This window comes from Rhodococcus xishaensis, from assembly GCF_004011825.1.
Classification (GTDB): domain Bacteria; phylum Actinomycetota; class Actinomycetes; order Mycobacteriales; family Mycobacteriaceae; genus Prescottella; species Prescottella xishaensis.
Genome location: NZ_RKLO01000003.1, coordinates 439,894 through 453,609, shown reverse-complemented (window position 1 = coordinate 453,609; position 13,716 = coordinate 439,894). Strand labels below are relative to the sequence as shown.

Annotated in this window: 11 protein-coding genes; 8 read left to right on the top strand and 3 right to left on the bottom strand. The window is 67.6% G+C overall.

The window, feature by feature from the left end; genetic code table 11:
• Positions 1–43 precede the first annotated feature (43 nt).
• Positions 44–1,102, bottom strand: a complete 1,059-nt coding sequence (locus tag EGT50_RS09540) for a M23 family metallopeptidase (protein WP_127953461.1) — start codon at positions 1,100–1,102, stop codon at positions 44–46.
• 424 nt (positions 1,103–1,526) lie between these two features.
• Here EGT50_RS09540 and sucC point away from each other — a divergent pair, with 424 nt between their 5' ends.
• Positions 1,527–2,696 (top strand): ADP-forming succinate--CoA ligase subunit beta, encoded by a 1,170-nt coding sequence (gene sucC / locus EGT50_RS09535; RefSeq protein WP_127953458.1) that lies wholly within the window; start codon positions 1,527–1,529, stop codon positions 2,694–2,696.
• Between the two features lie 15 nt (positions 2,697–2,711).
• On the top strand, positions 2,712–3,614 hold the full coding sequence (gene sucD, locus EGT50_RS09530) for a succinate--CoA ligase subunit alpha (RefSeq protein WP_127953455.1): 903 nt from the start codon (positions 2,712–2,714) through the stop codon (positions 3,612–3,614).
• A 70-nt stretch (positions 3,615–3,684) separates the two neighbouring features.
• Here the strand turns inward: sucD and EGT50_RS09525 are convergent, their stop codons facing one another.
• Entirely contained in the window at positions 3,685–4,320 is a 636-nt protein-coding gene (locus EGT50_RS09525; protein ID WP_127953452.1) for an IMPACT family protein, read from the bottom strand.
• Between the two features lie 151 nt (positions 4,321–4,471).
• Here EGT50_RS09525 and EGT50_RS17360 point away from each other — a divergent pair, with 151 nt between their 5' ends.
• The 4 genes from EGT50_RS17360 to purH all read left to right on the top strand — a co-directional run bounded on the left by EGT50_RS17360 (position 4,472) and on the right by purH (position 9,276).
• Complete coding sequence (locus EGT50_RS17360; protein WP_127953449.1) at positions 4,472–5,416, top strand: DUF5336 domain-containing protein; 945 nt, start codon at positions 4,472–4,474, stop codon at positions 5,414–5,416.
• A gap of 70 nt (positions 5,417–5,486) precedes the next feature.
• Entirely contained in the window at positions 5,487–6,986 is a 1,500-nt protein-coding gene (locus EGT50_RS09515; RefSeq protein WP_127953447.1) for a cell division protein PerM, read from the top strand.
• Positions 6,987–7,064: 78 nt separating this feature from the next.
• A complete protein-coding gene (gene purN / locus EGT50_RS09510) occupies positions 7,065–7,685 on the top strand; it encodes a phosphoribosylglycinamide formyltransferase (RefSeq protein WP_235870662.1) in 621 nt (206 codons plus the stop codon).
• On the top strand, positions 7,678–9,276 hold the full coding sequence (gene purH / locus EGT50_RS09505; RefSeq protein WP_127953444.1) for a bifunctional phosphoribosylaminoimidazolecarboxamide formyltransferase/IMP cyclohydrolase: 1,599 nt from the start codon (positions 7,678–7,680) through the stop codon (positions 9,274–9,276). The genes purN and purH overlap by 8 nt, the downstream gene beginning before the upstream one ends.
• A 6-nt stretch (positions 9,277–9,282) precedes the next feature.
• Here purH and EGT50_RS09500 read toward each other — a convergent pair whose 3' ends face one another.
• A complete protein-coding gene (locus tag EGT50_RS09500; protein WP_127953441.1) occupies positions 9,283–10,248 on the bottom strand; it encodes an alpha/beta hydrolase family protein in 966 nt (321 codons plus the stop codon).
• 85 nt (positions 10,249–10,333) lie between these two features.
• Between EGT50_RS09500 and EGT50_RS09495 the strand changes: the two genes are divergently transcribed.
• Entirely contained in the window at positions 10,334–11,728 is a 1,395-nt protein-coding gene (locus EGT50_RS09495; protein ID WP_408014625.1) for an ATP-binding protein, read from the top strand.
• A 24-nt stretch (positions 11,729–11,752) separates the two neighbouring features.
• Positions 11,753–13,696 (top strand): vWA domain-containing protein, encoded by a 1,944-nt coding sequence (locus EGT50_RS09490; RefSeq protein WP_127953438.1) that lies wholly within the window; start codon positions 11,753–11,755, stop codon positions 13,694–13,696.
• Positions 13,697–13,716: the final 20 nt, after the last annotated feature.

Here is a 13,716-nt window from a genome sequence, read left to right as displayed (position 1 = left end):
CCCCGGGCGCCGAAGCTACTGCTCGGAGGGTCCGAGGCTACCTTTAGGAGGAGCCGAGGCTGATTCCACGTGTAGCGAGCCACGGAACCGGGTCGGTCTTGTTCGCGCCGCCGAGGTGGACCTCGAAGTGAAGGTGCGGGCCAGTGGAGTAGCCGGTGTTGCCCATGGTGGCGATCTGGTCGCCGGCCATGACCCTCTGGCCCACCGTGACCACCTCGGAGTTGAGATGGCCGTAGAGCGTGACGGTGCCATCGTCGTGTTGGAGACGAACCCACCTGCCGAAGCCGGAAACCGGCCCGGCGTCGATGACTTCGCCGTCGGCCACCGCGTAGATCGGGGTACCGAGCGCGTTCGCGATGTCGACGCCGGCGTGCAAGGTTCCCCACCGGTAGCCGAAATGCGAGGTGAAGGTGCCCGTGGCAGGTAGCACGAACAGCGGGCGGCGGGCGGCGGCCTCCCGGGCGGCCCGCTCCTCGCTGAACCGCTGTCCCTTGGCGAGGAGGTTCGAGAACTCGCCCAGATCGGTCGGTTTTGCCAGTGCGAGCACCTGCGGTGCGGATTCGTCTGAGGCGGACTGGGTTACGTCGCTGAACTGGGCGGCCTGCGGAGCTGCAGTGGCGACGACAGAGTCGGCGGCGGTGAGCTCGACCTCGGTCTGGTCGGATTTCTTCGCTGGGCCATCGGTCGCTGCCTGGCCTGCCGCGACGACGGCGCCGGCGGCGACCGCAACGACAGCGGCACGGCCTTTGAGGGCGGACGGGGGAGCGGGGAGGCGGTGCTGGCCACTGCGGCGGGGAGCAACGACATCTGCCGTCGGATTCTCGGTTCCGCCGGGCCCGACCTCAGGGTCGGCGGGGTTGTCGAGCTCGGAGCTGTGATCGGAGATTTCGGCTTCGGTGTAACGAACCGACGAGCCTGTCGGATATCTGGTCGTGACACCGTCCCGCTCCACAAGCCCGTCCGGAGATTGCTCCGTCGCAGGATTGCGGCGCTCGAACTCGTGAAGGCGCTTGAACTCGTGAACTGGTGTGGCCGGGGACGCAGTGCTTTCCGGGGCAGTCTGAGCGAAGCGGCTGGCGCTGAACTGAGTGCGGTGGCGCATTTGCCCTGCAGCCCTCCTGCCCGTGACCTGTCCGTGACTTAGACGAGGCGACGGTAACGAAATGGTTGCGATGGGGCAACCTGTAGGACCGGACAAACCGGGAGATGTGACTGTCGTCACAACGCGAGCTGGGAGGATGTCAAACATCCCAAATGGTCCCGTTCATCTAGCGGGCTACCTCGCTGCGTTGCATTCCCGGTCCACATCCGGTCGCGCGAAGGGAAGAATGCCCGGCCGGACGGGTGCGTCGTGGTGGCCGACGCTACCGGATTTCATCGATTTCTCAGAGGGCGCAGCTGCCGTCGCGTGACATATGCCACATAGCATGTGGGCGAGCGATAGCTGATTGATTGAACTCGTTAGAGTCCGAACGGACCCGCTCCTACCCCTGAGCGGGCGTCAACGCAGACGAGACGGTGAGCAGATGGATCTCTTCGAATACCAGGCGAAGGAGCTCTTCGCCAAGCATCACGTACCGACGTCCGCCGGACGTGTCACCGACACCGTTGCCGGTGCCCGCGCGATCGCCGAGGAAATCGGCAAGCCCGTGATGGTCAAGGCGCAGGTCAAGGTCGGTGGCCGTGGCAAGGCCGGTGGCGTGAAGTACGCCGCCACCGCGGACGATGCGCAGACCCACGCCGACAACATCCTCGGGCTCGACATCAAGGGTCACCTCGTCAAGAAGCTTCTCGTCGCCGAGGCCAGCGAGATCGCCGAGGAGTACTACATCTCCTTCCTGCTGGACCGCACCAACCGCACCTACCTGGCGATGTGCTCGGTCGAGGGGGGCGTGGAGATCGAAGAGGTCGCCGCCACCAAGCCGGAGCGTCTTGCCAAGGTCCCCGTCGACGCCGTCACGGGCGTCGATCTCGCGTTCGCGCGCAGCATCGCCGAGCAGGGACACCTGCCCGCCGAGGTGCTCGACGCCGCCGCGGTCACCATCCAGAAGCTCTGGGAGGTCTTCGTCAAGGAGGACGCGCTCCTCGTCGAGGTCAACCCTCTCGTCCGCACTCCTGACGACCAGATCCTCGCCCTCGACGGCAAGGTCACGCTCGACGCCAACGCCGACTTCCGTCAGCCCGGCCACCTCGAGTTCGAGGACAGGGACGCGACGGATCCGCTCGAACTCAAGGCCAAGGAGCACGACCTCAACTACGTCAAGCTCGACGGTGAGGTCGGTGTCATCGGTAACGGCGCCGGTCTGGTCATGTCCACGCTGGACGTCGTCGCGTACGCCGGGGAAAAGCACGGCAACGTCAAGCCGGCCAACTTCCTCGACATCGGCGGCGGCGCATCTGCAGAGGTCATGGCTGCGGGTCTGGACGTCATCCTCGGTGACCAGCAGGTCAAGAGCGTGTTCGTGAACGTCTTCGGCGGCATCACCGCGTGTGACGCGGTCGCCAACGGCATCGTGGGTGCGCTGAAGACGCTGGGCGACGAGGCCAACAAGCCGCTCGTCGTGCGCCTGGACGGCAACAACGTCGAAGAGGGTCGTCGCATCCTCGCCGAAGCCAACCACCCGCTGGTAACGGTCGTCGCAACCATGGACGAGGCCGCCGACAAGGCCGCCGAGCTCGCCTTCGCAGCGAAGTAAGGGACACACAGAACAATGGCTATCTTCCTGACCAAGGACTCCAAGGTCATCGTCCAGGGCATCACCGGCGGCGAAGGCACCAAGCACACCGCCCTGATGTTGAAGGCCGGCACCCAGGTCGTCGGTGGCGTCAATGCTCGCAAGGCCGGCACCACGGTCTCGCACACCGACAAGGACGGCAACCCGGTCGAGCTGCCGGTCTTCGCAACCGTCGCGGAGGCCATGAAGGAGACCGGCGCGGACGTGTCGATCGCGTTCGTTCCCCCGGCCTTCTCGAAGGACGCCATCGTCGAGGCCATCGACGCGGAGATCTCGCTACTCGTGGTCATCACCGAGGGCATCCCGGTGCAGGACTCCGCGTACGCGTGGGCCTACAACGTCGAGAAGGGCAACAAGACCCGCATCATCGGCCCCAACTGCCCCGGAATCATCACCCCGGGCGAGGCGCTCGTCGGCATTACCCCGGCCAACATCACGGGCAAGGGCCCGGTCGGCCTGGTCTCCAAGTCGGGCACCCTGACTTACCAGATGATGTTCGAGCTGCGTGAGTTCGGCTTCTCCACCGCCATCGGTATCGGCGGTGACCCGGTCATCGGTACCACTCACATCGACGCGATCGAGGCATTCGAGAAGGATCCCGAGACCAAGGTCATCGTGATGATCGGTGAGATCGGTGGCGATGCCGAGGAACGTGCCGCCGACTACATCAAGGCCAACGTCACCAAGCCGGTCGTCGGCTACGTGGCAGGCTTCACCGCTCCGGAGGGCAAGACCATGGGCCACGCTGGTGCCATCGTCTCGGGTTCCTCGGGCACCGCGCAGGCCAAGAAGGATGCCCTCGAGGCGGCCGGCGTCAAGGTCGGCAAGACGCCGTCCGAGACCGCGACTCTCGCTCGGGAGATCCTGAAGAACCTCTGATCGATTTCAGATCACGCGAACGGCGCTCGCCGCCAGGGCATTTCGCCCGGCAGCGGGCGTCGTTCGCGTCTCAGGTGTCCACCCAGCGAACGCCCACCGGTACGAGTTCCCTCCTGCCGACGGTGAGTTCGGCGACGACAGCGGCCAGGTGCTCGGGATCCCGCGTCGCGAGCGTGAAGGTCACCGCAGTGGCGTAATCCGTGCCGACCACGATCACCCCTCGGCCGCGGAGTTCGGCCTCGACGCGGCCGGCGGTGTCGTGTCCCACCACGAGGGACAACAGTTGGAGACGTTCTCGGCTGACCAACCGCGATTCCTCGGTCGCCCAGTCGACCGCCGCCGCCACGGCGCCCGAATAGGCGCGCACGAGCCCGCCGGCACCGAGCTTGATACCGCCGAAGTGCCGGGTGACGACTGCCGCGACATCGACCAACTCGCGGGCCCGTAGCACCTGCAGCATCGGCAGCCCGGCAGTCCCGCCTGGCTCCCCATCGTCACTCGACCGCTCCGCACGTTCGGATGGTTCGTTGCCGGTGACGTACGCCCAGCAATGATGCCGCGCATCGGGATGCAACCGCCGCTGCTCGTCGACGAAGTCTCGAGCGCCTGCCGGGCTGTCCACCCGCCGCAGTGTCGCGACGAACCGGGAGTGCTTCACCACGGTCTCCACGATCACATCCGAACCAGTGGTCAGGGTGGAAGGCATGGCTCATCTTCCCTGTCCGCCTACCTCAGCTTCCTAGCGGGGAGACAATTGGTCGATACCGGCACAAGCCAGGCAGCCTTGCAGACGTTGCGGGTAGCGTTCATGGGGCCTGTGATTCCCCTACCCCGCGATTCCCCTATTAGGAGCAGACATGACTTATTCCGACGGAGGGTCAGGCTTCGGTCAGCCCTCGCAGACGCCGGCTATGAGCGGGGGCCGGGGGCTGTTGTTCTACCTCGGCCTCGGAGTGCTGGTGCTCGGCGTGGTGAACTTCCTGCTCGGGTTCGCGCCGTACCTGGAGAACACCCCCAACGTCGGCTCCCCGTTCTTGTTCACGGCGAACGCGTTCGAAAGTGTTGGAGCCCTCCCGCTGGCCTTCCTTCTGACGGGCGGCCTGCTGGCTGGAATCTCGCTGTTGCCCGAGCAGGACTACGTGGCTCCGGCGGCGGTTGCGTCGCTTGTCGGCTTCCTGGTGTCGTTCGTGTTCACGCTGAGCCTCTCTAGTGGACAAAGTCTGGCAGGCGGAGGGATCGCGATCCTGGTCATCGGGTTCATCCAGGCCGTCGTTGCGGTATCGGTCTTCCTGTTCGCCTCGGGAATCGTGAAGATGCCGCAGGGGCGACCGTCGAGCACGCACGTACATCCGGCAGCCTATGGTCACCCACAGGGCTACGGTGGCCCTCAGACGCCACCGGGCTACGGAGCCCCTCAGGGCTACGGTGGTTCTCCGGGTTATCCTGCCCCGCAGGGTTATTCGCAGCCGATGCCGGGGTACGGCCAGCCCACGGGACACTCCATGCAGGAGCCTCCGCCGGGCTATCCGCAGCAACCGGCGACACCGTACGGACAGTTCCAGGCGTACCAGGCGCAGCAGCCGGCACAGCAGATGCCGCAGCAGATGCCGCAGCAGACGCCGACACCGCCGATGGGGCAGCAGCCACCGTCGCAGCAGGGTGCGCCGTCGCCGGACGCGGCCGCTGCACCGACGCAGGCATTCGAAACTCTGCCTGCACAGGAGGGCAAGGCCGACAAGACGGACGACGAGGCCGACAACACGGACGTCAAGGACGACAAGGCCGACGACGAGAGCAAGTGATCGTGTGGGGCGCACCACGGCTCGGCGCGCCTGAGCGGTGTCGCTGGGCGTGGGTGCGACCCTCGATCCGATGACTTCTCTGCTTGCTCGCGGCAACCGCCGCGACATCCCCAGCCGTCCCGGCTCGGACCGGGCCCGGGCGTTGCTCGCGGTGGCGCTACGCCCGACGGGCGGCGCGGTCGCCATCATCTGCGTCCTCGTCGTGGCCACGTTGGTGTCGTCGAACAGTGACCTGGCAGGCGCCGCCGGCGCCGTCGCCGCGAGTTGGCTTGCGTTGCATCAGGTTTCGCTCACCATCGCTGATGGACCGCTAGGGGTCATGCCTCTCTTGCCCACGGCATTGCTGGTGTGGGCGGTCTCGCGTGGTTGCGCACGTGCGGTGACGCGGGAGACCGATCTTCGCGAGGCGAGCCGGGTGGTCGCAGCGGCAGTCGCCGGACCGTTCGCGGCGACGCTCGTTGCACTTGCCGTCATCGCCGACGCCGCGGCCGTTACCCCGCTGGAGACGCCGAACGCGTTCCTGGCGCTTGCGTCGGTCGGCGTCATCCACCTCGGTGCGGCCTGTGTTGGCGTCGCTTGGGTCGTCGGGCGGTCCGAGTGTGTCCGGTTGGGGGCACCGGATTGGGTTCCCGAGGTAGTGCGTCCAGCGGCGCGGGCGGCTGGACTGCTGTTCGCGGCCGGCGCCGCGGCGACGGCGGTGTCGCTGATGCAGTCGTGGTCCGAGGTCGGCGAGCTGATGGACGGCGACTTCGGCTTCGTCGGGGTGCTCGGGCAGGTCGTGCTGTCGGTGCTTTACCTGCCCAATGTCGCGGTCGGGGCGGCGGCGGTGCTCGTCGGCGGCGCCGCGCAGGTTGGCGGGACGTCGATCAGCCTCTTCGAGGTCGTCCCCGGGCCGGTGCCGCCAGTTCCGGTCCTGGGAGGAATCCCCGCCGAGATGGTAGGCGGCGCGTGGCCCGTCCTGCTCGTTGCACCGGTGGTGGTCGGCGCCCTGCTCGGCCGTGACTGCGGGCGTTCGAGACTGCCCATGCAGGAAACCGCGTACTTGGTCGCATCGGCGGCGGCCGGTGTCGGTGTGCTCGCCGCCCTGCTGGGATTCCTGGCCGGCGGCAACGTCGGGTCTTTCGGATATGTCGGGGTGGTTCCCGGCGTCTTCGGATTGATCACATTCGCGTGGCTGGTCGTGCCCGGGCTGGTGGTGGGGGCCCTCGTCGCCCGACGCAACCGCATCAAGTCCGACACACGCCGGACGGGGTCGGCGGAGGGGGCCGCCGCGAAGGACGGGGCACCCGCCGACGGTGACGACCCGGTCTTCGAGGTCAAACGCCTCGAACGGCCCGCGGTGCGGTACCGCGCGGCTGCCGAACCGGAGCCAGAACCGGAGTCGGAACCGGCGCAGGCGGGCACCACATCGGATCCGGCGCCGCGCACCGAGACGGCGGAGACCACGGCGGAGACCACCTCGCAGTCACTGTCCGAGACGGCCGCCGAGACCGATAGCGTCGAGGAGACGGAGACTCCGTCGATTGTTGACGACGACCTGCCGAACGGTCCCGCACCCCGGGGAGACTAGGCTCTTACCCGGCCTGCGAGAAGGCCGGAACCGTCTTGCGAAACCAGGAGTAGTGCGCTGACTGCCACGCGTGACCTGTTGCGGCCTGCAGTGCCCGCCCGGATCGTTGTACTTGCATCGGGGACGGGCAGCCTGCTGCAGGCGCTCGCCGCCGCCACGCAGGCCGACGGCTATCCCGCGAACATTGTCGCGGTCGTGGTCGATCGGGACTGCGCGGCCGCGGAGCACGCCGCCGACGCGGGTATCCCGAACTTCAGCGTGGCGCTGCGCGACCACGCCGACCGCGGTGCGTGGGACATCGCATTGACCGAGGCCGTCGCCGCACACGAACCCGACCTCGTCGTCAGTGCCGGTTTCATGAAGATCCTGGGCCCCGCGTTCATCGAGCGCTTCGGGGGCCGCATCCTCAACGCGCATCCTGCCCTGCTGCCGGCGTTTCCCGGCGCACGCGCGGTGCATGACGCGCTCGCATATGGCGTCAGGGTGACCGGAGCGACGGTCCACCTGGTCGACAGCGGCATCGACACTGGCCCGATCCTGGCGCAGGAGCCGGTCGAGGTCCGGGCCGACGACGACGAGGCCACATTGCACGAGCGCATCAAGACTGTCGAACGGCGACTGTTGGCCGAGGTCGTGGCTGCCGTTGCTCTTCGAGGTGTTGTTTCCGACGGACGAAAGGCCGTGATCCCAAGTGAGTGAACGCAAGGCTGTGCGCCGTGCACTCGTCAGCGTCTACGACAAGAACGGCCTGGTCGAACTGGCTACCGGCCTGCACCAGGCCGGTGTCGAGCTGGTCTCCACCGGCTCCACCGCCGCCACCATCGGCGAAGCCGGTGTTCCGGTCACCAAAGTCGAGGACCTGACCGGCTTCCCCGAATGCCTCGAGGGACGGGTCAAGACGTTGCACCCGCGGGTACACGCCGGCGTCCTCGCCGATACGCGAAAGCCGGAGCACTTGGCGCAGCTCGAGGAGTTGGGCATCGAGGCGTTCGAGTTGGTGGTCGTCAACCTGTACCCGTTCACCCAGACCGTGGCGTCCGGTGCCACCCCGGACGACTGCGTCGAGCAGATCGACATCGGCGGCCCGTCGATGGTGCGTGCAGCTGCCAAGAACCACCCGTCCGTCGCGGTGGTCGTCGATCCGAGGAGGTACGACGACGTGCTCGCTTCGGTTGCGGCCGGAGGATTCACGCTGGCCGAACGCACCGCGCTGGCCGCGCAGGCCTTCCAGCACACCGCGTCGTACGACGTCGCGGTCGCCACCTGGATGACGTCGACGATGGTCGAGTCCGTCACGGGTGAAGCTGCTGCTGATTCTTCGGGTGCGGATTCGGCACCGTCGCGTTTCCCCGCGTGGGTCGGTGTGACGTGGGACCGTTCGGCCGTACTGCGCTACGGGGAGAACCCGCATCAGGCGGCCGCCCTGTACGACAGCCCGGCCGGCCCGGCGGGCCTCGCGCAGGCGAAGCAACTGCACGGCAAGGAGATGTCGTACAACAACTACACCGACGGAGACGCTGCGTGGCGCGCCGCCTACGACCACTCCGAGCCGGCCGTCGCGATCATCAAGCACGCCAACCCGTGCGGCATCGCGGTCGGCGCCGACATCGCCGAGGCGCACCGCAAGGCGCACGCCTGCGATCCGGTCAGTGCCTTCGGTGGGGTCGTCGCAGCCAACCGCACGGTGACGGTCGAGATGGCCGAGCAGGTGGCCGAGATCTTCACCGAGGTGGTCATTGCGCCGTCGTACGCGCCGGGTGCAGTCGAGGTGCTCACACGCAAGAAGAACATCCGGGTGCTCGAGGCGGCTGCGCCCATCGCGACCGGCGTCGAACTGCGTCCGATCTCCGGTGGCGCGTTGCTGCAGGACCGTGACGTCCTCGACGCCGATGGCGACAACGCGGCCAACTGGACGCTCGTGACCGGTGAGGCCGCCGACGAGAAGACACTTGCGGACCTCGAGTTCGCGTGGCGCGCATGTCGGGCCGTCAAGTCCAACGCGATCCTGCTCGCGCACGACGGAGCCTCGGTGGGCGTCGGTATGGGCCAGGTCAACCGTGTCGACTCCGCGCACCTGGCCGTTCAGCGCGCCGGCGATCGTGCCCAGGGGTCGGTGGCCGCGTCGGATGCGTTCTTCCCATTTCCGGACGGACTCCAGGTCCTGCTCGATGCCGGTGTCCGCGCCGTGGTCCAGCCTGGCGGTTCGGTCCGTGACAACGAGGTGATCGAGGCCGCCCGCGAAGCCGGTGTGGCGCTCTACTTGACCGGTGCGCGCCACTTCGCGCACTGATCGTGCTCAGAGCGTGCCGAGCCAGCCCTCGAACCCATCGGTGAACTCGGTCGACCACGGCAGCGCCTGCACGTAGTCGGCGCCGGTGGAGACGGCGTCACCGATCTCCTTGAGCACGTGATTGGAGGTCGTCATGCGCACCGATGTCAGCGTGGTGTGGGCGAGGGCGGCGTCGAGCGCGTCGATGTGGCCGGGTATCAGCTGAATGTCCTTGGCGGAGCTGCTCGTGACGACTGGTAGGCCGGCGGGCAACCGGCTGGCGAGCTCGCGTGGGTCGAGCGCGTCCTCCTCCGCGAGTGCCCGGGCGTTCGCCGGTACCAGACCGGCGGCGCGCAGCGGATCGGGCAGATCGTCGCTCAGCGTCGTTTCGGTACGCAGCGACTCGACGGCGCCGGCGAGCGCTAGACGAAGGTCGTCGGCCAGTTCGACCGGGAGTTGTCCAGCTGCGACGACCGCGGTCAGCTGGCTGTCGATCTGGGCCGTCAGCAGATCGAGCAACCGCACGCCCATGGGCTCGAGGAGGCCCAGACCCGCGATGTCTGTCCCCCTGTCGGCGAGTGCGAGTCCGATGAGCGCACCCTCGCTGTGGCCGACGACGTACATCCGCTTCGGGTCGACCGCGTCCCGGTCACCGAGGAATTCGAGCCCACTGGCCGCGGCGTCGACGAACACCGAGAACCCGAGATCACCGATGTCCTCGAGATCGTACGGGCCGAGCCCGGTGGCCCCGCTGCCGAGCTTGTCGTACCGGAGGCTCGCGAAACCATGCCGCTCGAGTAGCTCCGCAAGGTACTCGAGCGTGCCAATCGAACCGGGAAGTAGCGCACTGTCGCCATTGCGGTCGGTCGGTCCGCTGCCGGCGAGCAGCAACACAGCGGGTGCGGGCGTGTCGCGGCCGGAACCCGCCGGGAGGCGAAGGCTACCGTGCAGGGTGATGTCGCCTGTGGTGAACGTGATCTCGTTGTCGCCCATGACCCTGTGTCTATCAGAGCGGGCAAACACCGGCGCGTGGGAGCCCCGACGAGGTGCCGAATTGCAAGAACACTCGTAGCTTGGAGTGGTGACTGCCACACCGCCCGCCCACCTGGCCCGGACCGTAGGCGACCTCCGCGCGTCCGGCCACATCCAGCGTTCGGTCAAGGACGAGATGCGGGAGAACCTGCTCGCAGCCCTGCGCGACGGGGTCGACCCGTGGCCCGGCATCGTGGGTTTCGAGGAAACGGTGCTGCCCCAGCTCGAGCGGGGGCTCATCGCAGGACACGACGTCGTCCTGCTCGGTGAGCGCGGTCAGGGCAAGACGCGCCTGCTTCGCACCCTGCACCTTCTGCTGGACGAGTGGACACCCGTGATCGCCGGCTCCGAGTTGGGCGAGCATCCGTACGAGCCGATTACCCCGATCTCGCTGCGCAGGGCCGCCGAGCTCGGGGACACCCTGCCGGTTGCATGGCGACACCGTAGCGAGCGGTACGCCGAGAAGCTCGCGACGCCGGACACGTCGGTAGCTGACCTCGTCGGTGACGTCGACCCCGTCAAAGTCGCGGAAGGACGCAGTCTCGGTGACCCCGAGACCATCCACTTCGGCCTGGTGCCGCGAGCCCACCGCGGAATCGTTGCGATCAACGAGTTGCCTGACCTCGCCGAGCGAATCCAGGTGTCGCTGTTGAATGTGATGGAAGAACGCGACATCCAGGTCCGTGGATACACATTGCGGCTGCCACTGGACGTCCTGTTGGTGGCGAGCGCGAACCCGGAGGACTACACCAACCGCGGCCGCATCATCACGCCGCTCAAGGACCGCTTCGGGGCGGAGATCCACACGCACTACCCGTCACTGCTCGGGGACGAGATCGCGGTGATCGAGCAGGAGGCGAACCTGCACGCGGTCGTGCCGCACTATCTGTTCGAGGTGCTGGCCCGGTTCACCCGGCTACTGCGCGAGTCGACGTCGGTGGATCAGCGGTCGGGTGTCTCGGCCCGCTTCGCGGTGGCCGGTGCCGAGACGGTGAGCGCGGCCGCAGTGCATCGCAGCGCGGTACTCGGAGAGGCCGACGCCGTAGCCCGGCCGATCGACCTCGGCACGGTTGTCGAGGTGCTGCGCGGCAAGGTGGAGTTCGAGTCGGGGGAGGAGGGGCGCGAACTCGAGATCCTCGAACACCTGCTCCGACGTGCCACCGCCGACACAGTCCGCGCCCGACTGGGAGGAATCGACCTCGCACCGTTGGTGAACGCCATCGAACATGGGCAACCGGTAGTGACCGGCGAACGTGTCACCGCGAAGGCGCTGCTCGGAGAATTGCCGGAACTCGAGGTGCTCGACCAGGTAGCGGACAGGCTCGGGGCGGGTACCGACGGGGAACGGGCGTCAGCCGCCGAACTTGCCCTCGAGGGCCTGTATCTGGCCCGGCGGATCTCGAAGAACCCGGACGAAAATGGGCAGACGATCTATTCGTAGTCGGCATTCGTACAGGGAGGCATGATGTCCCGCGGCGCACGCTACGGACCGTACGAGGGCGGCGATCCGCTGGCGCCTCCGGTGGACCTGCGGGAGGCGTTGGCCGCGATCGGCGACGATGTCCTCGAGGGCGCCTCGCCGCGGCAGGCACTGCGGGAGTTGCTGCGACGCGGGTTCGACGGTCGGCGCGGACTCGACGACCTCGCGGCGCGGGCCAACCAACGACGGCGAGAATTACTGTCACGCAACAACCTCGACGGAACACTCGACGAGGTTCGCAAGTTGCTCGACCGCGCCGTCCTCGAGGAACGCAAGACCCTGGCCCGTGCCCTCGACGACGACGCCCGGTTCGCGGAGATGAGGATCGAGGAATTGCCACCGTCGACCGCGCAGGCGGTCGCGGACCTCGCCGACTACGACTGGCGCAGCAGCACGGCCAGGGAGGACTACGACAAGATCCGCGATCTGCTGGGACGGGAGCTGCTCGATCAGCGGTTCGCTGGGATGAAGCGACAGCTCGAGGGGGCGACCGATGCCGACCGCGAGCGGATACGGGAGATGCTCGAGGATCTGAACTCCTTGCTGGACAGCCATGCTCGTGGTGAGGACACCGCCCAACAGTTCGACGACTTCATGCGCAAACACGGTGAGTACTTCCCGGAGAACCCGCGCAACACCGAGGAACTGCTGGACTCGCTGTCACGTCGAGCAGCCGCCGCCCAGCGGTTGCGGAACTCGCTCACACCCAACCAGCGTGCGGAGCTGGATGCATTGGCACAGTATGCTTTCGGCGATCCTTCGCTCATGGACCAACTGAACCGGCTGGATGCACACCTCCAGGCTGCACGTCCGGCCGAGGACTGGAACGGTTCGGCACAGTTCCGGGGTGACGAGAGCCTCGGCCTGGGGGACGGGACGTCGGCCGTTGAGGACGTCGCCGACCTCGAACGACTGTCCGAGCAACTGTCGCAACAGTATCCGGGTGCACAACTCGACGATATCGACACGGAAGCACTGGCCCGGCACCTCGGAGACGAGGCGGTCGTCGATGCTCGCACGCTCGCCGACCTCGAGCGGGCCCTGCAGCAGCAGGGATTCTTCGACCGTGGCTCGGACGGGCAGTGGCGGCTCTCGCCCAAAGCGATGCGGCAACTCGGGCAGACGGCTCTGCGAGACGTGGCCGGACGCCTGTCGAACCGCGACGGCCAACGCGAGACCCGCCGCGCCGGCGCAATGGGGGAGCCGACGGGGGCGTCACGGCCCTGGGAGTTCGGCGACACCGAGTCGTGGGACGTCACGCGGACGCTGACCAACGCGATCTTGCGCGAGCCGGGGCGGATACCGGTGCGGATGACGGTGGCCGACGTCGAGACCGCGGAGACCGAGCAGCGGGCGCAGGCCGCGGTGGCTCTGCTGGTGGACACGTCGTTCTCGATGGTGATGGACGGACGTTGGGTACCGATGAAACGCACCGCGCTCGCGCTGAACCACCTGGTGACCACGAGGTTCCGAAGAGATGCGTTGCAGCTCATCGGGTTCGGTCGCTATGCCGAGACGCTGTCAGCGGCGGAACTCGCGGGCCTCGACGGGGCATGGGACCAAGGCACCAACCTGCACCATGCACTGCTGCTGGCGGCCCGGCACCTGCGCCGTCACCCGAATGCACAGCCGGTTGTGCTCATCGTCACCGACGGCGAACCGACCGCACACCTCGAGCCAGGCGGGGAGGCGTTCTTCGACTACCCGCCCAGCGTCCGGACCCTGGGCTTGACGGTGCGTGAGCTCGACACCCTCGCTCGACTGGGTGCACAGGTGACGATCTTCCGGCTCGGTGACGATCCCGGCCTGGCGCGTGTGGTCGACCGAATGGCGCAACGGGTCGGGGGCCGGGTCGTCGCGCCCGACCTGGACGGACTGGGGGCCGCGCTCGTCAGCGACTACATGCGGCTGCGTCGTCCTGGGCGGTGATCGGGCTCTGCCTGCTCGAA

What these genes read in the sequence shown, in the direction of transcription:
- EGT50_RS09540 (WP_127953461.1), bottom strand. Translation starts at nt 1,102, where the DNA reads ATGCGCCACCGCACTCAGTTCAGCGCCAGCCGCTTCGCTCAGACTGCC.
- EGT50_RS09525 (WP_127953452.1), bottom strand. Translation starts at nt 4,320, where the DNA reads ATGCCTTCCACCCTGACCACTGGTTCGGATGTGATCGTGGAGACCGTG.
- EGT50_RS09500 (WP_127953441.1), bottom strand. Translation starts at nt 10,248, where the DNA reads ATGGGCGACAACGAGATCACGTTCACCACAGGCGACATCACCCTGCAC.
- sucD (WP_127953455.1), top strand. Translation starts at nt 2,712, where the DNA reads ATGGCTATCTTCCTGACCAAGGACTCCAAGGTCATCGTCCAGGGCATC.
- EGT50_RS09515 (WP_127953447.1), top strand. Translation starts at nt 5,487, where the DNA reads ATGACTTCTCTGCTTGCTCGCGGCAACCGCCGCGACATCCCCAGCCGT.
- EGT50_RS17360 (WP_127953449.1), top strand. Translation starts at nt 4,472, where the DNA reads ATGACTTATTCCGACGGAGGGTCAGGCTTCGGTCAGCCCTCGCAGACG.
- sucC (WP_127953458.1), top strand. Translation starts at nt 1,527, where the DNA reads ATGGATCTCTTCGAATACCAGGCGAAGGAGCTCTTCGCCAAGCATCAC.
- EGT50_RS09490 (WP_127953438.1), top strand. Translation starts at nt 11,753, where the DNA reads ATGTCCCGCGGCGCACGCTACGGACCGTACGAGGGCGGCGATCCGCTG.